General features: G+C 55.3%; 19 protein-coding genes. 12 read left to right on the top strand and 7 right to left on the bottom strand.

The window, feature by feature from the left end; all coding sequences use genetic code 11:
* Positions 1-67 precede the first annotated feature (67 nt).
* Positions 68-1654: an NADP-dependent isocitrate dehydrogenase gene (gene icd / locus QY332_02510; protein ID WKZ36800.1), complete on the bottom strand. Its 1587-nt coding sequence runs from the start codon at positions 1652-1654 to the stop codon at positions 68-70.
* 97 nt (positions 1655-1751) lie between these two features.
* On the opposite strand from icd, the gene QY332_02505 reads away from it, so the two are divergent.
* From QY332_02505 to QY332_02470, 8 genes are all read left to right on the top strand, one after another.
* Complete coding sequence (locus tag QY332_02505) at positions 1752-2816, top strand: amidohydrolase family protein (protein ID WKZ36799.1); 1065 nt, start codon at positions 1752-1754, stop codon at positions 2814-2816.
* 517 nt (positions 2817-3333) lie between these two features.
* Positions 3334-3594, top strand: coding sequence for a stage V sporulation protein S (locus QY332_02500; GenBank protein ID WKZ36798.1), 261 nt, complete (start codon positions 3334-3336; stop codon positions 3592-3594).
* Positions 3595-4365: 771 nt separating this feature from the next.
* Positions 4366-6132, top strand: coding sequence for a lamin tail domain-containing protein (locus QY332_02495; GenBank protein WKZ36797.1), 1767 nt, complete (start codon positions 4366-4368; stop codon positions 6130-6132).
* Between the two features lie 11 nt (positions 6133-6143).
* Entirely contained in the window at positions 6144-6983 is an 840-nt protein-coding gene (pyrF, locus tag QY332_02490) for an orotidine-5'-phosphate decarboxylase (GenBank protein WKZ36796.1), read from the top strand.
* Between the two features lie 25 nt (positions 6984-7008).
* Complete coding sequence (pyrE, locus tag QY332_02485; GenBank protein WKZ36795.1) at positions 7009-7620, top strand: orotate phosphoribosyltransferase; 612 nt, start codon at positions 7009-7011, stop codon at positions 7618-7620.
* Entirely contained in the window at positions 7593-8339 is a 747-nt protein-coding gene (locus tag QY332_02480; protein WKZ36794.1) for a hypothetical protein, read from the top strand. The genes pyrE and QY332_02480 overlap by 28 nt, the downstream gene beginning before the upstream one ends.
* Before the next feature lie 19 nt (positions 8340-8358).
* The gene (locus QY332_02475; GenBank protein WKZ36793.1) at positions 8359-8823 is read left to right on the top strand and encodes a YdeI/OmpD-associated family protein; all 465 of its coding nucleotides are present in this window, start codon (positions 8359-8361) and stop codon (positions 8821-8823) included.
* Entirely contained in the window at positions 8823-9881 is a 1059-nt protein-coding gene (locus QY332_02470) for a quinone-dependent dihydroorotate dehydrogenase (GenBank protein ID WKZ36792.1), read from the top strand. The genes QY332_02475 and QY332_02470 overlap by 1 nt, the downstream gene beginning before the upstream one ends.
* Here QY332_02470 and QY332_02465 read toward each other — a convergent pair whose 3' ends face one another.
* Together QY332_02465 and QY332_02460 are read right to left on the bottom strand one after the other, a co-directional pair.
* On the bottom strand, positions 9882-11969 hold the full coding sequence (locus tag QY332_02465; GenBank protein WKZ36791.1) for a protein kinase: 2088 nt from the start codon (positions 11967-11969) through the stop codon (positions 9882-9884).
* Positions 11970-12028: 59 nt separating this feature from the next.
* Positions 12029-12658 (bottom strand): hypothetical protein, encoded by a 630-nt coding sequence (locus tag QY332_02460; GenBank protein WKZ36790.1) that lies wholly within the window; start codon positions 12656-12658, stop codon positions 12029-12031.
* A gap of 150 nt (positions 12659-12808) precedes the next feature.
* On the opposite strand from QY332_02460, the gene QY332_02455 reads away from it, so the two are divergent.
* The 4 genes from QY332_02455 (at position 12809) to QY332_02440 (ending at position 16902) form a co-directional block, all read left to right on the top strand.
* Positions 12809-13174: a hypothetical protein gene (locus QY332_02455; GenBank protein WKZ36789.1), complete on the top strand. Its 366-nt coding sequence runs from the start codon at positions 12809-12811 to the stop codon at positions 13172-13174.
* A 52-nt stretch (positions 13175-13226) separates the two neighbouring features.
* Entirely contained in the window at positions 13227-13997 is a 771-nt protein-coding gene (locus tag QY332_02450; GenBank protein ID WKZ36788.1) for an enoyl-CoA hydratase-related protein, read from the top strand.
* Positions 13998-14237: 240 nt separating this feature from the next.
* Positions 14238-15536, top strand: coding sequence for a Glu/Leu/Phe/Val dehydrogenase (locus QY332_02445; protein WKZ36787.1), 1299 nt, complete (start codon positions 14238-14240; stop codon positions 15534-15536).
* A 190-nt stretch (positions 15537-15726) separates the two neighbouring features.
* The gene (locus QY332_02440) at positions 15727-16902 is read left to right on the top strand and encodes an acyl-CoA dehydrogenase (protein ID WKZ36786.1); all 1176 of its coding nucleotides are present in this window, start codon (positions 15727-15729) and stop codon (positions 16900-16902) included.
* A gap of 34 nt (positions 16903-16936) precedes the next feature.
* Here the strand turns inward: QY332_02440 and QY332_02435 are convergent, their stop codons facing one another.
* The 4 genes from QY332_02435 to QY332_02420 all read right to left on the bottom strand — a co-directional run bounded on the left by QY332_02435 (position 16937) and on the right by QY332_02420 (position 19981).
* Positions 16937-17251: a hypothetical protein gene (locus QY332_02435; protein ID WKZ36785.1), complete on the bottom strand. Its 315-nt coding sequence runs from the start codon at positions 17249-17251 to the stop codon at positions 16937-16939.
* Positions 17248-17625, bottom strand: a complete 378-nt coding sequence (locus QY332_02430) for a hypothetical protein (protein WKZ36784.1) — start codon at positions 17623-17625, stop codon at positions 17248-17250. The genes QY332_02435 and QY332_02430 overlap by 4 nt, the downstream gene beginning before the upstream one ends.
* Before the next feature lie 123 nt (positions 17626-17748).
* The gene (locus QY332_02425) at positions 17749-18087 is read right to left on the bottom strand and encodes a rhodanese-like domain-containing protein (GenBank protein ID WKZ36783.1); all 339 of its coding nucleotides are present in this window, start codon (positions 18085-18087) and stop codon (positions 17749-17751) included.
* A gap of 91 nt (positions 18088-18178) precedes the next feature.
* Positions 18179-19981, bottom strand: a complete 1803-nt coding sequence (locus tag QY332_02420) for a M3 family oligoendopeptidase (GenBank protein ID WKZ36782.1) — start codon at positions 19979-19981, stop codon at positions 18179-18181.
* Positions 19982-20066: the final 85 nt, after the last annotated feature.

Below are 20066 nucleotides of genomic sequence, written 5' to 3'. Positions count from 1 at the left end.
AACGTCAAGCTACAAGCCTGACCCACAAAAAAGGTCGGGACTTTTCAGTCCCGACCTTTTTGATTCATTACTTCTTTTTCTTAGCCGTCTTTTTGGCAGGTTTCTTCGCGGCAACCTTCTTAGCCACCTTTTTCACTGCTTTTTTCGGCGCAGCCTCCTTCACTGCTTTCTTTGTCGCGGTTTTCTTTGCCACAGCCTTTTTCATACCCTTCGACTTTTGACCTTCGACCTGCGACGACGCCGGAATATCCTTATCCATCCAATTAATAACCGCATCGCCAAATTCGGAGCACTTGATCTCCATTGGGTTGTCCATCAGGCGGGCAAAGTCATATGTGACCGTCTTCGCCGCGATCGCGCCTTCCATGCCATTGACGATCAGGTCGGCAGCTTCGCCCCAGCCCATGTAGCGCAGCATCATCTCTCCCGAAAGGATGACCGAACCGGGGTTGACCTTGTCCAGGTCGGCATACTTCGGCGCGGTGCCGTGAGTCGCTTCGAAGATGGCGTGACCTGTCTCATAGTTGATGTTCGCGCCCGGGGCAATGCCAATGCCGCCCACCTGCGCCGCAAGCGCGTCGGAAAGATAATCCCCGTTCAGGTTCATGGTGGCGATGACATCGTAATCGCGCGGACGGATGATGGTGAACTGCAACGAAACATCCGCAATCGAGTCCTTGATGAGCAGCATCTTCTTCCACTTGCCGTCGCCGTGGGTGTCCCACAACTTCAACGCTTCCTCCACTTCGCCCTTGATATCGTTCTGCTGGGCGGGGGACATCATGTCGAAGCCGGGGTCGATCATCTTGGCATTGTCTTCCACGCTCAAGTTCGGCCTGGCTTCCTTGTTGCCAAGGATCCACGTCTCGCGCTCGGTGACAATTTGTCCGCGGAATTCGCGCTTGGCGAGGGCATAGCCCCAATCCTTGAACGCGCCTTCGGTGAACTTCATGATGTTGCCTTTGTGGACGAAGTTCACGCTCTTACGCTTGTTATCCAGCGACCACTGGATCGCAGCGCGGACCAGGCGGTCGGTGCCTTCTTCGGAAATAGGCTTCAGACCAATGCCCGCCGTGTCAGGAAAGCGCATCTTGGCGTATTCCTTGGGGAAGGCTTCCTTGAATATCTCTTTGAATTTTTTATTATCTTCCGTGCCGTTCGCAAATTCGATGCCGGTGTAAATATCCTCGGTGTTCTCGCGGAAGATGACCATGTCCACGTATTCGGGATGGCGCACCGGCGAAGGCACACCTTTATACCAGCGCACCGGGCGCTGGCAGACGTACAGGTCGAGCAGTTTGCGCAGCGCCACATTCAACGAACGGATGCCGCCGCCGATGGGCGTGGTCAGCGGTCCCTTGATACCGACCAAAAATTCGCGAAACGCTTCGGTGGTCTCATCGGGCAGCCAGGTCTGGAACATCTTGAACGGTTTCTCGCCCGCGTACACTTCCATCCAGTGAATTTTGCGTTTGCCGCCGTACGCCTTCTGCACCGCCGCATCGAACACGCGCACAGACGCACGCCAGATATCCCGCCCGGTGCCGTCGCCCTCCACGAACGGGATGATCGGATTATCAGGAACGTTCAACTTTCCATTTTGGATTGAGATCTTCGTCCCGCCTGCAGGGACTTTTACGTTTGTGTAAGCCATCTTACCTCTCTCGTTTTTGAAAATTTTTTTTGGATTATATCACCCGTGATATTTGCGACAAAGTGACGATATTCTTAACCTTTGTTATACTCCATTTATGCTAAAACTCCCCGGATTGATCGACCCCCACGTCCATGTGCGCGAACCCGGTGCAACCCACAAGGAGGATTGGGATACGGTTACGCAGGCGGCTCTGGCCGGCGGCGTAACGACCATCCTGGCGATGCCGAACACCAACCCGCCCATTTTCGATGAAACGACGCTTGACCTGGCATTGACCGCTGCGAAACAAAAAGCGCGCTGTGACTATGGTCAATACCTCGGCGCGGGGCCGGACAACGCGGATATCGCCGCTTCGCTCGCCCCCAAAGCTGCCGGGCTGAAGATGTACCTAGACTCCACCTTCGGGGAACTGCGCCTCGATGACATGACCCTCTGGATGCCTCACTTCGCGAAATTCCAAAAAGATGCGCCGATGGTCATGCACTCCGAAAGCCGCACGATGGCGGCGGCGATCTTGTTCTCCGCGATCCATGACCGCCCCATTCACATCGCGCATGTTTCATTAAAAGAGGAGATCCTGTTGATCAAGGCCGCCAAGGAAAAGGGGATCAAGGTGACCTGCGAAGTCTGCCCGCATCATTTATTCCTTTCAAAGGAAGACATCCCCGTCATCTCGCACGGACAGCCCGGCCGGGGCGAAGTCCGCCCGAGGCTGGCGACCAAAGAAGATGTGGATGCGTTGTGGGTAAATTTGGATGTGATCGACTGCTTCGCCACCGACCACGCACCGCACACCCTGCAGGAAAAGGATTCGGAAAATCCTCCCCCAGGCTTCCCCGGGCTGGAGACGATCCTGCCGCTGCTTCTCACCGCCGTTGGTGAAGGGCGATTATCGATGAACCATATTCTCGAAAAGATGTACACCAACCCGCGCCGCATCTTCAAGCTGCCTGAACAGCCCGAAACCTGGGTGGAAGTGGATGAGAATGCGGTCTACGAGATCAAAGCCGCCGGGCAGTTCACCCGCTGCGGCTGGACCCCGTTCGAAGGCTGGCAGGTGAGGGGCAAAGTAACAAAAGTTGTACTGCACGGCAGGACCGCCTTTGAGAACGGAAAAATCATCATCGGAAAAGGCTTTGGCAGGAATGTTCGGATATAAACCACATATTGCTATCCGAAATATCCTTATCTAAAGCCCATATTTGGGGGTATTTGTTTAGACAAGAGTTTCTCACCGCGCCCTTTTCTGTGGATAACTGCCTGTAAACTGTGGAGAACTACATCCCCCTGTGGACAATAAGGCCGTTTTTTCAAAAAGAGGTCTGACAACTTAAAAAACCCACCCCCCATATATGGGGGGTGGGTTTTCATTATCCCTAAATATAGAAATCTCGCTAAAAGAGTGTTTTCAACCATTTAATTGTTCATAAGTTATTCAAGATATATCCACAGCGGAGCGAATGCCTTGAAAACGGATTCAACCGCAGGCGTGGAGGGAGGCAAAGCAAGTCATCCCGTATATGGGGGTGAATCCGTTTTATCCACACTATCAACACCCCCTACTAATATTACTAAATCATATAAATATATATATACTTCTTGAATCTATTAAGGGATTCCTGTACAATCCATGTACAGAACGTTCGTCCCCTCTTTGCCAACCTTGGGAGGTTGCCATGGATATGATCAAAGTTTCAGCCAACTCCCGTACCTCTGCAGTCGCCGGGGCCATCGCAGGCGTCGTCCGCGAGCATAAAAGGGCGGAAGTGCAGGCCATTGGAGCTGGCGCCGTGAATCAGGCGGTGAAGGCCCTGGTGCTCGCCACCGGATATCTCAAGAACGACGGCATCGATGTGATCTGCGTCCCCGAGTTCGTGGATGTGGAGATCGAAGACAAGGTTCGTACTGCCGTCAAGTTGGTGATCGAGCCGCGTTAGCGCAGCACCTTATTGGACAACCGAAGCCAGGGTGGCGTATATCATACCCGTTTGATGCACAATCGTGAACACGGCGGGTATAATCTTCACAGGTGGATGCTTCACACTGCGCCCGTATGTGAATCTGCGCGCGGGCACCCTCCACCTTATTCATATCCCATGAAAACCTGGAATAGACTCCCGCGCTTCCTGCTGGTCGTATCCCTGCTTGCCGGTCTGTGCGCAGGACTCTTCGCCCCGCGCCTGGAGAATGTGGAGGCGATGCCGTTGGGGGTCTGTCCGGGTGGGATAATCAGCCAATGGACATTTGATAATGTTACAACTCCTTCAACAGGTTTAGGGACTTTTGCAAATGGAATAGGTATAAATCCAGCGGCTCCACAATTTCCTACAGGTAATCCTGACCCTTCTATTAGTTTTACAAGTTGGAATACTCCTATACTTGACGAGACTGCATTTGTTGAATTTCAAGTGCCGACATCAGGCAGATCACTCATCAGATTGAGCTTTGATTTCCGACGATCCCTTTCCGGTCCGATTTTGCTTCAAGTTAGGTACTCAACAGATGGCTCAACATTTATTGATTTTGGTTTGCCAATTTCTGTTACGGATGCTGAGACTTGGTTAGGACATACAATTAATTTTAGTTCTGTTACTTCCCTTGATAACAACCCCAACGCATCTTTTAGGATATACGGGTATTCTGCCTCAGGCGGCAGTGGTACGCTGCGTTTTGATAATGTAACAATTTCGGAACTGTGCCCTCCTCCCATGACACTAATCATTAACGAAGTCGCCTGGGCGGGGACAAATGCAAGTGAAGGACATGAATGGATCGAATTATATAACCCGGGCGCATCCCCGATAAATCTGAGCGACGGCTGGCGGCTTGAATCAAGTGATGGAACTCCAAACATCGATTTTTCATCCGCATTGTGCACAATACCCGGCTGCACAATCCCTGCCGGTGGATATTTTTTGCTGGAGCGGGATACCGACGGGGTAATCTCAACCATCTCTGCCGATCTTATCTATGCCGGCGCACTTTCAAATAGTGGAGAAACCCTTTCTCTTTACTCTCCCGCGAACGAGCTCATTGATACCGCCAATGGCAACGGCGGCGCGTGGCCCGCTGGAAGTGCATCGACAAGAAGCACGATGGAACGCATCGGCATGCTGCCCGATGGCGATACCGCCTGGTTTACCAACGATGGCGTCATGCGAACCGGGCTGGACTATAACGAGGATCCGATATGGGGCACGCCAAGGAATGGAAACTCACTGACACCGACCCCGTCTCCCACCAACACCTCGACGCCCACGCCCACCATCACCACCACGCCGCCGGGCGTCCGTTCCGTCATTATCAATGAGATCGCCTGGGCCGGGACAGCTTCCGGTCTCCCCGACGACGAATGGATCGAGTTGTACAATCCCGGTACCGTACCCATCAGCATCACCGGCTGGAATTTGCGCGCCGTCGACGGCACGCCGAATATCGTCCTGAATGGCACGATCCCCGCGGGTGGATATTTCCTGCTCGAACGCGGCTCCAATCTTGGCGATGATACGACCGTATCCGACATTCCTGCGGATCAGATCTATACGGGGAACGCCCTTTCCAATACAGGTGAGGCCCTAACCCTGTACGATGGTGCCAATAGAGTCATCGATACTGCCAACGGGAACGGCGGCGCATGGCCTGCAGGCAGCGCGACCACCTACGGCACGATGGAACGCATCACCGGCACCGTGGACAGCGATACCGCCTGGCACACCAATACGGGTGTCAAGCGAAATGGATTAAATGCGAACGGCGGAAATATCCTGGGCACACCAAGGAACAGCAATTCCATTGGACCCACTCCCACGCCCTCTTCAACCCGAACGTCCACACCCACCAGCACGCCCGCCTTCGTGATAGATCCCCGTCCCATCATCAACGAGATTCTCGCCCGCCCCGGCTTCGATTGGAACCAGAACGGCAGGGTGGATGTCTTCGATGAGTTCATCGAGATAAAGAACCTCAGCCCGATCGATATCAACTTAAGCGGCTGGAAGCTCGATTTGCTGGACGGCGGCTCCTTCTCCCTGCCCAACGTCAGCCTGAAACCCGGCGAGCGCGTTGTTTTTTATGGCAGCCAGACCAACCTGCTGCTCAGCGACGGCGGCGCGACGATCCGCCTCTATAACCCCAGTGGAAGGATCTATGATGCCTATACCTACTCCTTCGCAAGGGAGGCGGACCGATCCTTCTGCCGCCTGCCGGATGGAAATGTCTTTGGAAAATGGTTTGAAGACTGCACGCCCACGCCCAATCTGGCAAACTCGCGCGCAGGCGTGGTCCCATCCATGCCGGGCGGCGGGTATGAATCCCCCGTCTGCGAACTGCCGGATACCATCCCCGCCGCATTCCTCTTGGCCGAGTGCCGCGGCTACGGCGCAAACATCTGGAACTCGTTTTATTGGGACCAGCCCGGCTGGCACGTTTTGTTTTTCCGGCAGAACACGAGCAAGTGGGAGGCGTTCATCGAGTAAAAGGACAGCCCATGGAAACCTTTTTCACCTTTCTTGAAAAGCGCGTCGAAGACTCAGCCTCCCTGCTCTGCATCGGACTCGACCCGCACTTCTCCGACCTTAAGGAGCCATCCGCCGCATCCGCCCGTGACTTTTGCCTGACTCTCATTCGAGCAACCGCTCCCTATGCTGCGGCATTCAAACCCAACGCGGCATTCTTCGAAGTCTTCGGCGCCGAAGGCTGGACGGCTCTCAAACAGGTCATCGAAATCGTCCGCGAAGAATCAGACCGCATGGGTTCACGCATCCCCGTCATCCTGGATGCGAAGCGCGGCGATATCGCCTCCACAGCGGAGGCGTATGCCCGGGCCGCATTTGAGTCCCTCGGCGCGGACTGCATCACATTGAGTCCATATCTCGGCAGGGATTCCATAGAGCCATTCATCCAAAATCAGGAGAAGGGGGTTTTCCTGTTGTGCAAGACGTCCAATGCCGGTTCCATGGATGTGCAGGATTTGCTCGTTCTGCCCAGGGGGGCAAACAACCCCGTGCATTTATATAGTTATATTGCGCAGCTGGCGCAGCAGTGGAATGAGAGGAACAACGTCGGCATTGTCGTCGGCGCGACCCACCCGCAGATCATGGAAATGATCCGTGCCGCCGTTCCGGACCTGTGGTTCCTCTCGCCCGGTGTCGGCGCGCAGGGCGGCGAATTGGAACTTGCGCTCAAGGCCGGGCTGCGGAAGGATGGAAAGGGAATGCTGCTGCCCGTCTCGCGTGCCATTTCCCGCAACCCTGCAGGCCCGGCCAAAGCCGCCGCGGAGTTGCGCGACCAGATCGTGAATATCAAGCGCACGCTGAACCAGGGATGATACAACGACTTGAAATGGATCACCCATGACAAAACTCGATAAGCACCTTGCAGCCCTTGCCGATGGACTGCTCGCGGCAGGCTGCATCAAATTCGGCGAATTCACCCTGAAATCGGGACTGAAATCCCCCATGTACATTGACCTGCGCCGCATCATCACTCATCCCAAACTGCTGGAACAGATCGGGCGGGCATATCTGCCCCTGCTCGAAAAACTGAAGTTCGACCGTATTGCCGGACTGCCTTACGCGGCCATTCCCATTGCCACAGCAATCAGCCTGGCGGGGAATTATCCGATGATCTATCCGCGCAAGGAAGCCAAAGCCTATGGTACAAAAGCCGAGATCGAAGGCGAGTATCACGCCGGGGAGACGGTTGTCATCATTGACGATCTGGCCACGACGGGCGGAAGCAAATTCGAAGCCATCGAAAAACTGACCGGCGCAGGCTTGCTCGTGAAGGACATCGTTGTGCTGGTGGACCGTCAGTCGGGCGCAAAGGAATCGCTGGAGCAGGCAGGCTATGCCATGCACGCGGTGTTGACCATATCCGCTTTGCTCGAGTATTGGGAGCAGCATGATAAAGTGAATAAGGACAAATTATTGGAAACATGGGATTTTCTGAAGGGATCGAAATGAAAAAGGTGCTTCTTTTGGGAATTTTGTTGATCTCGATCCTGGCATGTCTCCCGGTCATGGCGACAACCAGGGATGTCAGTGTAAACATCACTGCATTTGTTGACGGGAATGGGGAAGGGATATTCTCCGAGGCCTATAAGCCCCTGCCCAATACCCTGGTTATCGCAAAGTGGAATCGGCACGGAGGCGGGTACCGGGAAGTTAAGCTGACGGATCAAAACGGGCAGGTGAATTTTACGGTCAGGTATACACATTATTTCGATGTCAGTGTGGTCCCTCCCTGCGGATATTACTCCACCACCCCGATATTTCAGGATATGACCACTCAAGAAAAGGCCGAGTTTGGTTTTTGGCCCGCCGCTCCGCCGCATCAGATATCCAGGGTGAAGGTCCTTGTTTGGAAGGACCTGAACTCCAACGGGGCGCGCGATCCTCAGGAGGAGGTCGTGAACGAAAAGGTGAGCGTCACGTTCAATGTTCCTGGAGAGGTGAAGGGCGTTGTTGACGTGGATAATTTCGCCCAGGAATCCAATGACGGCTGGTTCGACATCAACCTGGGAAATTCCTGCGGGACCATCAACGTGCTTTGGCTGGGAGACGCTCTTGAAACCAGATCCGTCAGTGAACCGGGAATAATCAGCGATGATGAACACGGGAATGTTGCCATAGAGATCCCATACAACCCGGGCGAAACGACAGTCTATTGGGAAATAAAATAGAAGGCGGTACGGAATCCATATGCCAAACAAACACACCTTCAAAGCCGTCATCCTAAACGCGGGCGGAGGCGGGGCGTTCGTGGAGATCCCCTTCGATGCGGAAACGGCATTTGGCGCGAAAAAGCCCAGGGTCAAAGCCGTGATCGAGGGCGTTCCCTATCGCGGTATGTTGACGCGCATGGGCGGTGAGCAGCATATCCTCATCATCCTGAAATCCATCCGCGAACAGATCGGGAAAACATTCGGCGATGAAATAAGAATCATTGTGGAGGCAGACACCGCGCCGCGTGTGCTCGAAATCCCGAAGGACCTGTTGAAGGAGTTGAAGAAGGATAAGGAAGCCAAAGCCTTCTTTGACTTGCTTTCCTACACTCATCGCCGCGAATACGTGACCTGGATCAACGAAGCCAAAAAGGAAGAAACCCGTCAGGCGCGTATCTTAAAAACCATCGCGCTGTTGAAGAAGGGCGAAAAGTCGCGCTAGTGTATCCCCTCCTGCGTTCGTTCCTTTTTCGCCTTGAACCTGAGCGCGCGCACGCGCTCACACTTTTCGCATTGCGGTTGACGGGCGCGTCTCCGCTGCTGAATTGGACCGTCAGCCGCATGTTCCACGCACCGGAAAAACCTGTGGATGCCTTTGGTTTGAGATTCAAAAATCCCGTCGGGCTGGCAGCCGGATATGACAAGGACGGCCTGGCAATAGCGGGTCTTGCCGCGCTCGGGTTTGGCCACGTGGAAGTGGGCACGGTTACGCCCCTGGCGCAGGATGGAAACCCAAAGCCGCGTGTCTTCCGTCTGGTGGAGGACGAGGCGGTCATCAACCGCATGGGATTTCCCGGGCGCGGCGCGGATTTCCTGCGCAGGCGCATCAAGCCCGTGGATAAGATCAACCTGCTCCAACGCGCATTGGGAACCATGCCGAAGGGACAGCCGACCATTTTGGGGGTGAACCTTGGCAGGAACAAATCCACACCCAATGAAGACGCCGTGCTGGATTATCTGGCCCTTGTGCAGGATTTTTCCCCGTATGCCGATTTCCTGACAATCAACATCAGCTCACCAAATACTGCGGGACTCCGCGAGCTACAGGGTCGGGATGCGCTGGAAGGGCTGCTCGTCGAACTCCACGCACAGCGCCAGTTTGAGGAAACAAAGCTCGGAAAACAGGTGCCGATCCTTGTCAAACTTTCGCCGGATCTCACGGATGCGGAACTGGACGATGCGGTTGAAGTCATCCTGCGCGCAAGCATGGACGGCATCATCGTTACAAATACGACCCTCGCACGCGAGGGATTGAGGTCTGCACATCAGCGTGAATCAGGCGGGTTGAGCGGCGCCCCGCTGGCGGTTAAGAGCGAAGCGGTTCTTCGTCAGACGGTGCGGCTGGTGAATGGCGAAGTCCCGATTGTCAGCGTGGGAGGCATTATGCGGCCCGAAGATGCAAAACGCCGCCTCGATCTCGGAGCGGCGCTGGTGCAGATCTATACAGGTATGATCTATCGCGGACCATCCCTGGTGAAGGAAATTGTGAAGGCGATCTAGTCATGGCTGCGCGGGACGCAGGATCGGCATGGGGGCGTCGTTGCGGCGGGTAAAAAAGCGTTCGGGCAGAGGCACGGGGGCAAGGTCGCGGTCCGTCGAAAGCGAGTCGGCGGGAATGAGATATAAATTAATGGGGCTATCCGTGCCGAGACGGATATCCTGGAATGCAAAAATCACATGGGTTCCATCCGGGCTGAAGGATGCATCGCGGTAACAGCAATTGCCGTTGAAGAGGGCGGGTTTCTCCTGTTTGTGGGTGAACCCATTGTAAAACACAAGGTCGCCGAACCCGCCGTTGCGGGTATTGCCATTGAGGAAGAAGAGCAGGTCGCCGTCCCAGCTATAGTTGACGATCTCGTTGCTGAATGTGAAACGACCGAGCGGGAAGTCATCCAGGCGCACAGGGTCGGCATCATTGCAAAATTGAATCTCCATGATGCGGATGGTATCCACGCGGAGCCCGCCGGAGGGGGCGAGATATTTTATGGCAAGTTTTTGCCCGTCGTCCGACCACAACGCGCCTTTTACGGCCAGCTCGTCGTAGAAAAGGCATCCGCCCATGTCCAGCAGCTGGCTCTTTCTGGTAACGGTTAACAACGTTTCAACATCGAACGGGACGACGAACAGTTCGCGGTTCAGGCTGATGGCAGCCTGCTTTCCGTCCGGCGAGACATGGAAGGACTCGAAATATTCAGCCGAAAGATAATTGAATATGTTCTCCTCGCGCAGTGTTTCGATGTCCACTGTTTTTGCGGTCTTGCCGCTTATGTAAAGGATGGTCCTGCCGTCAGGAAGCCATTGCAGGTTGAACTTTGCGGCACCATCGTTGGTGACGGGGATCAGCTCTGTGCCGTCCACGTTCATGATCCAGATGTCGTTGTTGCGCAGGAAGGCGATCTTATCCGCACCGCCGATCGCGGGGAGTAATGCTGCGGCTGCTTCTTCCGTCGGCGCCGAGGTGGCTGTTTCCGGGATGGAGGCAGTTTCGGTGGTTTGGATGAGGGCCGCGGAGGCGGCATCTTGCGTCTGAATGACAGGTGGCGTGGGCGCCGCACGCAAAAACGGAAGCAGGCTTCCGCCCAATAAATATACGCCGCCGCCAAGCAGGATCAACACAAACAACCCCGCAAACACAGCCAGGGGACCAAACCTCTTTTTCCTAGCCGTAAATGTCTTCTCATTGGAAGGTTTTGAGATCGTGGTCCTGTTATAGGGCGAGATTTTCACGGTCGGCTTGCTTTGCTTAACCGTTTCGAGCGGGGATTCACCGCGCAGAAAGGCTTTGATGGTCTCGGTCATTTCAACGGCGGTGGAGAAGCGGTCGTCCCTGTCCTTTGCCATGGCTGTGGCAATGACCTTCTCCATCCACGCGGGCAGGTTCGGGTTTGCCTCCAGGATGCGCGGGACCGGTTCGGTGATGTGTTTGATCGCCACGCCCAGCGGAGTATCCGCCTGATAGGGCTGCCTGCCCGTCAGCATTTCATACAGGATGACGCCGAGCGCGTAAATGTCGGCGCGCCCGTCAACGGTGGCTTCCCCGCTTGCCTGTTCCGGCGCCATGTAGGCCGGGGTGCCGATGATGGCGCTCCCGGTGACGCTGCCCGCTTCGCCTTGTGTGAACTTGGCGATCCCGAAATCGGAAATGAGCGGGACGCCCTTGCTGGTAAAAAGGATGTTGCCCGGCTTGAGGTCGCGGTGGACAACGCCGCGGGCATGCGCTTCGTCCATGCCCGGCGCGATCTGGTCGAGGATTTTTACCGTGTCCTGGATGCTGAAGGTGGAACCGGTTTTGATGCGTTCAGAGAGCGAGCCTCCGCCCATGTAGCGCATGACGAAATACGGCTGGTTATTTTCCTCGCCCACATCATAGACCGGCACAATCGAGGGATGCTCCAGCTGGGCGATGATCTTTGCCTCGCGCTCGAAGCGCACTTTGAAGTTGGGGTCTGCGTGCACGAGTTCGGGCGGCAGGAATTTGATGGCAACCTCGCGCTCAAAGCGCGGATCGTAGCCGTGGTAGACGGTTGCCATGCCCCCGCGTCCCAATTCCGATCTGATTTCGTAGCGCCCGATCTTTTCAGGTTGCATGCGGGCAAGTATACCTAAGATTCAGGGGGAATACGTTCTGAAAAAACGTTGCAATTTTCTTAAGAGGTCATGTACAGCCCGCCCGTGGATTCCATCCAGTCCGCAATCCTTTCCACGGCGGCGGGAATGTCATTGTCGGAGATATCAAATTCCAGTTTGGGCAGAAGCGATTCGTCAAAAAGTTCGCGGATCAACTTCTGTTCATCGATGAACAGGTTCAGATCATCGTATTGCGAGGGATTGCCAGAGACCTTCAACCGTTCAAGCCGTGCGTCGGCAAAGGATTCAGGCGAGCGCGTCAACAGCACCAGCCGAAAATTGAGCGGCAGCAAACGCTCCTCCAGCCAGCGGAAATCGTAATCCTTGTTGTATGTATTCAGCTGATACATGCGCGTGGAGAGATGGAAGCGGTCGATGATCCAGGAATAATAGCGCTGTAACTCGAAAAGTTTCACCCACGTCTTGTAGGTTTCCATTGCAAGGGACGCCTCGTGCGGCTCAAAGTTGATCAGTCCGCGCCCCCAGGGGAGGTTGGTGAAGGCGCACCATTCGCCGCTGATCAGCGGCGAATGGTATTTGTACTTGCGCGGTCCCACAATACGCGGATGCTCGTTCAGCGCGAAGGCGATGTCGGTCTTGAAGGTCAGGCGCGTGCCTTCGAGGATGATCTTGGGGGTCAGTTTGGGCATGCGGCTATTATATGACGGAGGACCAGAGGCCGTGGACGGCATGGCCGGACTCGGTTTTTATAGCCCATTTGTCCTGTTAAAAATTCTGATAAATTTCTGAAACGAAACGTCCGTGCAATTGTGGTATATTCCCACCGTAAAGGTAATCTTATGGACGATAAAATCACAATCATTGAAGGACCGCCCCCGATCTTCGAGCATGTGAATGATGGTTGGGCAATGGGCTTGAACGAAAGCCCGACACTCTCCGTCCCTGCGCTGACGCGATTGCGAACCTTTAACGGTCCCGCGCTCGTGCAGAGATGCTACACCGCCTGGCACAGCAAGGCCTCCATTCACCTGCACTACCGCAACGAGATGGGCCTCGAACAGACCGCACCCATCCTTGCCGCCCGCAACGTGGACACCCCCGAAGGGAATGTTTTGCTCCTGTGGATCTATCTTGACGGCGAGGGTGTGGAATACGAAATGGACGCCGGCGACGACGACCAGCTGGACGATTTCCCCGACGAATAGAAAGGAATGAGGTGACAGCCGCCCTTAAGCGGCTGTCACCTTTTTGATTAACATGACAACGCTTCTCCCCTCGATGCAAGCTGGCTCTGTTATCCTGAGGCTGAATCGCCCCGAACGCGCCAACGCCTTCAATTATGAAATGACCACAGCCCTGCAAAACGCACTCGTTGCTGCGGAGAATGACCCGCAGGTGAAGTGCGTGGTCATCACCGGGTCAGGGAAAATCTTCAGCGCGGGGCAGGATATCAGTGAAATGAAAAAAAGCGGCGGGGAAATTTCCTACCGCGGACATTTGGAAAAGACCTACAACCCGCTCATCCTGCAAATCCGGCGGATGGGCAAGCCAGTCATCGCCGCGGTCAATGGCGCGTGCGCTGGCGCGGCGTTTGGGATCGCGCTTGCATGTGATCTGCGCATTGCCAAATCCAATGCATATTTTGTAGTGGGCTTTAGCGGCATTGCGCTCGCGCCCGATTCGGGTGTTTCGCTATTCCTGCCGAAACACATCGGGCTTGGGCGTGCACAGGAATATTTTTATTCCAATAAAAAGATTTCCGCGCAGTTGGCATATCAATGGGGCATGGTCAACCAGGTGGGCGGATTCACCTATCAGCGGCTGGTCAGGCAGTGGGCGCAGGAACTGGCTCGGGGTCCGCGTGAGGCGTTTGCGGCGGGGAAGCAGGCGTTCAATCAGGCGATCCTGCCCAATCTCGAGGAAGTCCTGAACTACGAAGGCAGCCTGCAGGAGAAGGCAGGCAGGTCGGCGGAGCATCGCGAGGGTGTGGCGGCCTTTTTCGAGAAACGCGCGACAAAATTCAATTAGCGCAACCTTTCACGAATGGCGGGGGTTTTTATATTCATCAAAAGCCATCATTTTGCCAAAAATAAGCGGATTTTTGTCATATTGACGCAAGGTTGATTCTCGTGTAAAGTTTGATGGTACTTGTGAATTATCGGATTAATCGTATGACCCAGCGAGTTGACAAACATCGTGCTTAAAGCGGGCAACCCCGTCCGGGGTGCCCGCTTATATTTTTCTCTATAACCTACCTAGGAGAACATCATGTCAGGACAAATCAATGCCTTTGAAATGGCGCAGGAGCAATTCGATGCGGTTGCCAAACAATTGAAACTCGATTCGGGTGTGGCGGAAGTATTACGCTGGCCCATGCGCGAGTATTCCTTCCGTATCCCTGTGCGCATGGACGATGGCTCACTGAAAGTTTTTCAGGGCTTCCGGGTTCAACACAACGATGCGCGCGGACCCAACAAGGGCGGCATCCGCTTCCACCCTGCCGAAACGATGGACACCGTCCGCGCCCTGGCGACCTGGATGACCTGGAAATGCGCCGTGGCGGACATCCCTCTCGGCGGCGGCAAGGGCGGCATCATTGTGGACCCGTCCACGCTCTCGGTCGTCGAGAAGGAAGAATTGTGCCGCGGCTGGGTGCGCGCCATGTGGAAGAACATCGGTCCGCGCAATGATGTTCCTGCTCCGGATGTCGGTACCACCCCGCAGATGATGGGCTGGATGATGGACGAATATTCCCGCCTTGTCGGTCAATTTACGCCGGGTGTGTTCACCGGCAAACCTGTCGGCGGCGGCGGCTCGCTTGGCCGCACCGAAGCCACAGGCTATGGCGTCATTTACACCGTGCGCGAAGCGATGAAGCACCTCGGCATGGACTCGAAGAAATCCGTTGCCGCGTTGCAGGGCTTTGGAAATGTTTCGCAATACGCAGCCATCGGCTTTGTCGAGATGCTCGGCGGCAGCATTGCCTGTGTCTCCTGCTATGACCGCCACGACAAGAAAGCCTACACCTACAGCAAGAAGGGCGGTATCGACCCGCGTTTCCTGCTTTCCATCGTGGATCAATACGGAACCATCGATAAGAAGAAAGCCATGGACTCCGGCTACGAAGTCAGCGACGGCGACAAATGGATCGAGTTCGAAGCCGATGTGTTGATCCCCGCCGCGCTCGAAGGCCAGATCAATGTCGACACGGTCAAGAAGATTTCCAAGAACGTGAAGATCGTCGCCGAAGGCGCGAACGGTCCCACCACCCCCGAAGCGGACGAATTCTTCAAGAAGAATAAGGTCTTCAACATCCCCGACTTCCTGTGCAATGCCGGCGGTGTGACCACATCCTACTTCGAACAGGTGCAGAACGACATGAACTTCTACTGGTCCAAGCAGGAAGTGCTGGAAAAACTTGACCAGAAGATGACCTCCGCCTTCCACGGCGTGCTCGAGCGCAGCGCCTCGGAGAAAGTCTACATGCGCGATGCGGCCTACATGGTTGCGATCGATCGCGTGGTCAAAGCCATGGAAATGCGCGGCTGGTTGACCGGCAGCGCATAGCTTTTCGTGATTAACAGTTGGCGATTAAGAGGATGCGCCTGCGAGGCCGCATCCTCTTTTTGATGGACGCTTCCTCCCTGCCCCAAACCTGCTCCTGTTTTCTCTACCAGAATCCTGCACCTAAACATTTGATACAATCACCTAAAACCAAACGCTAATCGCCAACGGCTGTTAGCTGACAGAGGCTCACATGGCAAAACAGAATTTCAAATGGGACGACCCCCTCCTTTTCAACGACCAACTGACCGACGAGGAACGCATGATCCGGGATACGGCGCGGAAGTATTGTCAGGACAAGTTGATGCCGCGCATCCTTGAAGCAAATCGCAGTGAAGTCTTCGAGCGCAGGATCATGGATGAAATGGGGAGCATGGGTTTCCTCGGCGCCACCATCCCCGAGGAATATGGCGGGGCTGGGTTGAACCACGTTGCCTACGGACTCATTGCCCGCGAAGTCGAGCGCGTGGATAGCGGCTACCGCTCCGCGATGAGCGTACAAAGTTCGCTGGTGATGTATCCGATATTCACCTACGGCACGGAAGAACAACGCAAGAAATACCTGCCGAAACTTGCCAGTGGGGAGTGGGTTGGCTGTTTCGGGCTGACCGAACCGAATCACGGCAGTGACCCCGCCAGCATGGAAACCCGTGCAAAGAAAACCGATGGCGGTTATATCCTGCATGGCAACAAGATGTGGATCACCAACTCCCCGATCGCGGATGTGTTCGTAATTTGGGCGAAATTGGACGGTGAGATCCGCGGCTTCATCCTCGAAAAGGGGATGAAGGGCTTGAGCGCGCCGAAGATCGAGGGCAAGTTCAGCCTGCGTGCCAGTTCCACGGGCGAGATCGTCATGGACGAAGTCTTTGTCCCTGAAGAAAATATCTTTCCCGAGGTTAAGGGCTTGAAAGGCCCGTTCGGGTGTTTGAACAAGGCGCGTTATGGCATTGCCTGGGGTGCCTTGGGCGCAGCGGAATTCTGCTGGCATGCGGCACGGCAATACACGCTCGACCGTCCGCAGTTCGGGCGTCCGCTGGCGGCAAACCAGATCATTCAACTGAAATTGGCAAACATGATGACCGAGATCACGCTGGGATTACAGTCCGTTCTGCGCGTGGGACGTTTGATCGACGAAGACAAGGGAACCCCCGAGATGATCTCACTGGTCAAACGCAACTCCTGCGGCAAGTCGCTGGACATCGCCCGTACCTCCCGCGATATGCACGGCGGCAACGGCGTTTCGGATGAGTATCATGTCATCCGTCATGTAATGAATCTGGAATCGGTCAATACGTATGAGGGCACGCATGACATCCATGCACTGATCTTGGGAAGGGCGCAAACGGGGATTCAAGCGTTCTCATAATTTTGTAAGGGCGACGCAGCGCCGCCCCTACAAATTATATATGACCTTCCAAACAGACCACACCCTCCGCGCCGACAGTGGCGTTATGCGACACTCCTGCGGGCAAATCCAATCTGTCTCCTGCTTTCAATGTCAGCGATTGATTCAGTTCGGGCAAGCCGAAGGTGATGCTTCCCTGCACAACGTAGATGACTTTGTCAAAACTGTGCTTGTGTGCGGAGTAGGTATCATACGGTCCATTTGACCATGAATATGGATCAAGACCTTCGTCCGCCATCAACTGCCGGAGCGTAATGCGTGTCGGGGGCTCAGAACCAGCCCAGGGTGTGACGCAAGGCAGGGTTGTCATCTGATTTTTTCCATCAGTTCGATGCGATTTCCAAATGGGTCGAAGACGTGCGCGCGTTTGTATCCATCCAGCGGCGGCTGGGATGTGTCGGTTTCGTATCCAACCGATCCAACCGACTGGATCTTTGCAATCAAGCCTTCAAGGTCATCCACGATGAAGGCGGGATGCGCCTTGCGCGCGGGGCGAAAATCCGCTTCGACGCCGAGGTGCAGTTGTACATTTCCAGACTGGAACCACGCGCCGCCGCGTTTGGCGAGTTCGGGCGGCTTTGGTATTTCGATGAAACCAAGCCCATTGATATAGAACCCGCGGGCCTTCCCTTCCCCGCCCTGCGGTATTGCGATTTGCACATGGTCAATCGAGAGGATTTTCATCTACGGTTGGGCGGGGTAGCCTGCATTGAGCCAGGCTTCGAATCCGCCAAGCATGGCCTGGACGTTGGTGTAGCCGTTGTTGATCAGAAGGAACGCCGCACGGGCGCTCGTATGTTCGTTCGGTCAGGTGCAATAGGTGATGATCCACTGGTCTTTTTCGAGCGAAAGGTTGTTGATGTTGTTCTCGAAATTTTGCAGGGGAATCGAAATGGCGCCTGCAACATGGTTTGCGGCGTAGGATTCCGCGCTGCGCACATCGACGATGACGGCCTGGCCGGCGTCAAGCGCGGCTTTCGAATCCTGCACGCTGATGCGCGGAGCTTCGTCTTCAGACTGCAGGATGGTGTTGTTTTGCGGTTGGGCGGGCGGCGCGGGCGATTCCGCCTGCGGTGAAACGACATTGCAGGCAAGGGCGGTAAGCAAAAGGATCGATACCGCTAAAAGGGTTTTGCGTTTTTTCATCTCTCTCCTCAATTGGTTTGTAGGTTACGCTTGCAGCGTGACGAAGCGCTGATGGAACTTGTCACGCTGCAAGCATGATCTACAGTTTCATTTACAACTGGCAGTAGCGGTCCACACGCCTGCCGATGATGGCAAGGCTGTCTGTCCAGAATTTTTTGGTGCGGATGTTGATGCCGAACTGGTCGGCGAGTTCCGCCGCGCGCGCTTCGCCCGTGGACGCGAGCAGTTTCTTGTACTCCGGTACGAACTCCGCGCCGCGTTTCTGGTAGATGGCATACAAACCTGTGGCAAAGAGCAGGCCGAAGGTATAGGGATAGTTGTAGAACGAGAAGCCGCTGGTGTAGTAGTGAGGTTTCCACGTCCACATGAATTTTTGCAGATACTTCCCATCCAGTCCTTCACCGTAGGAGGCCTTCTGCGCGCGTTCCATGATGTCGTTGAGATCATCTGCGGAGAGTTCGGACTGGGCGCGGCGTTCGAAGACTTCCTTCTCGAAGAGGTAGCGTGAGTAGATATCCACGACCACCTGTGAGGCGTTGTTCAATTGCGCTTCGAGCACGGCCAGGACCTCCTGCGGGTCGGTGACCTGCTCCAGCACGGCTTCGGTGACGATGGTCTCGCACATGATGGAGGCGGTTTCCGCCAGGGTCATCGGCGTTTGCTGCTGGAGCGGGGTCTTGCCCGCCTGATAGGCGCACTCATTGTGGAAGGCATGGCCGAGCTCATGCGCCAGCGTGCTGACCTGGTCGAACGAGCCGTCGAAGTTGCTGAGGATGCGGCTTTCCTTCACGGCTTCCACGCCCATGCAGAACGCGCCGCCGCGCTTGCCGTCGCGCTGTTCGGCATCGATCCAGTTGTTATCGAAGGCGCGTTTGGCGAATGTCCCAAGTTCGGGGGAGAACTTGTTGAAGTTGTTGACGATGAAATCGCGCGCCTCGTCCCATGAATAGACCTTGTCGGTCCTGCCCATCGGCGCGAAGAGATCCCACCAGGCGAGTTTTTCCTTGCCAAGCAGTTTGGCTTTATGTTTGAAGTAGCGCTCGAACATCGGGAAGGAATCCTTCATCGCGCCGAGCATGGCATCCAATGTGGCGCGGTCGATGCGGGCAAAGTCGAGCGAGGCGTGGACGGCATCCTCGCGTCCGCGCTTTTTATCGAGCGCGAGCGTCTCACCCTTGACGCCGTTCATGCAGGCCGTCAATGTTTCCTTGACCCCCTCCCAGGCGGCATTCTCCGCTTCATAGCCGCGGCGGCGGGTGGCTTCGTCGGGATGCGAGCGCAGATTGATCAGCGCGGGCATGGGCATCTTCTGGGGCGTGCCGTCCAGCTCAAAGTCCACGCTGAGCTGCGAAGTGATCGTCCCCTGCAATTTTCCGAAGGCGTTGCCCCCGCTCAAGGTCAGTTCGGCGGCGAGGGCTTCCTCCGCTTCGCTCATCAGATATTTGGATTGTTCCGCGTTTTCGAGCAGGGCGAATTCGTGTGCCTTTGCTGAAAGGTTGGTCTTCGCAGCTTTCCTGACGGCGGGCTTGCCGAGCTTTCCGACCCAGGCGCGGAATTTGGTGTTGAGGATGTTCGCCTGCACTGACATTTGTTCGAATTCGGAAAGGATGCGCATGGCCTCCTTGTCCCGCGAGTCGGTGGAGATGAAGGAATAGATGTAGGGATCCAGGGTGTTCGAAAGTTCAAAAAGTGCGTTGAAACGGTCCACGGATTCGCCGAGCAGTATGCCAAGTTTCTTCGGCTCGGTATTTGCATTGGCTTTGCCGGCTTTTTGGAAGAAGGTTTCCAGTTCATCCAGCGCAGACGTGTATTTCTTGACGGCATTCTTGAATTGCTTTGAATCAAGCGAAGGATAGACGTTGGTCATATCCCAGCGGGGTGCGGAAATGGTCATATGGGTGCTCCTTGTGAAATGATGGATTAAGTATACCGTGATTGGAAAACAAAAACACCCGTCTGAACCATGCTCAGACGGGCGT

The sequence above is a fragment of the Anaerolineales bacterium genome (assembly GCA_030583885.1).
GTDB lineage: Bacteria > Chloroflexota > Anaerolineae > Anaerolineales > Villigracilaceae > Villigracilis.
Note: the sequence above shows the minus strand (reverse complement) of the source record. Positions and strands in the feature narration are given on the sequence as shown.

Excerpts from the sequence above, each read along its gene's own strand:
- QY332_02435 (WKZ36785.1), bottom strand. The coding sequence starts at position 17,251 with ATGACAACCCTGCCTTGCGTCACACCCTGGGCTGGTTCTGAGCCCCCG.
- QY332_02450 (WKZ36788.1), top strand. The coding sequence starts at position 13,227 with ATGACAACGCTTCTCCCCTCGATGCAAGCTGGCTCTGTTATCCTGAGG.
- QY332_02495 (WKZ36797.1), top strand. The coding sequence starts at position 4,366 with ATGACACTAATCATTAACGAAGTCGCCTGGGCGGGGACAAATGCAAGT.
- QY332_02430 (WKZ36784.1), bottom strand. The coding sequence starts at position 17,625 with ATGAAAATCCTCTCGATTGACCATGTGCAAATCGCAATACCGCAGGGC.
- QY332_02465 (WKZ36791.1), bottom strand. The coding sequence starts at position 11,969 with ATGCAACCTGAAAAGATCGGGCGCTACGAAATCAGATCGGAATTGGGA.
- QY332_02480 (WKZ36794.1), top strand. The coding sequence starts at position 7,593 with ATGGGATTTTCTGAAGGGATCGAAATGAAAAAGGTGCTTCTTTTGGGA.
- QY332_02455 (WKZ36789.1), top strand. The coding sequence starts at position 12,809 with ATGGACGATAAAATCACAATCATTGAAGGACCGCCCCCGATCTTCGAG.
- QY332_02460 (WKZ36790.1), bottom strand. The coding sequence starts at position 12,658 with ATGCCCAAACTGACCCCCAAGATCATCCTCGAAGGCACGCGCCTGACC.
- QY332_02500 (WKZ36798.1), top strand. The coding sequence starts at position 3,334 with ATGGATATGATCAAAGTTTCAGCCAACTCCCGTACCTCTGCAGTCGCC.
- QY332_02420 (WKZ36782.1), bottom strand. The coding sequence starts at position 19,981 with ATGACCATTTCCGCACCCCGCTGGGATATGACCAACGTCTATCCTTCG.
- QY332_02440 (WKZ36786.1), top strand. The coding sequence starts at position 15,727 with ATGGCAAAACAGAATTTCAAATGGGACGACCCCCTCCTTTTCAACGAC.
- QY332_02425 (WKZ36783.1), bottom strand. The coding sequence starts at position 18,087 with ATGAAAAAACGCAAAACCCTTTTAGCGGTATCGATCCTTTTGCTTACC.
- icd (WKZ36800.1), bottom strand. The coding sequence starts at position 1,654 with ATGGCTTACACAAACGTAAAAGTCCCTGCAGGCGGGACGAAGATCTCA.
- pyrF (WKZ36796.1), top strand. The coding sequence starts at position 6,144 with ATGGAAACCTTTTTCACCTTTCTTGAAAAGCGCGTCGAAGACTCAGCC.
- pyrE (WKZ36795.1), top strand. The coding sequence starts at position 7,009 with ATGACAAAACTCGATAAGCACCTTGCAGCCCTTGCCGATGGACTGCTC.
- QY332_02505 (WKZ36799.1), top strand. The coding sequence starts at position 1,752 with ATGCTAAAACTCCCCGGATTGATCGACCCCCACGTCCATGTGCGCGAA.
- QY332_02445 (WKZ36787.1), top strand. The coding sequence starts at position 14,238 with ATGTCAGGACAAATCAATGCCTTTGAAATGGCGCAGGAGCAATTCGAT.
- QY332_02475 (WKZ36793.1), top strand. The coding sequence starts at position 8,359 with ATGCCAAACAAACACACCTTCAAAGCCGTCATCCTAAACGCGGGCGGA.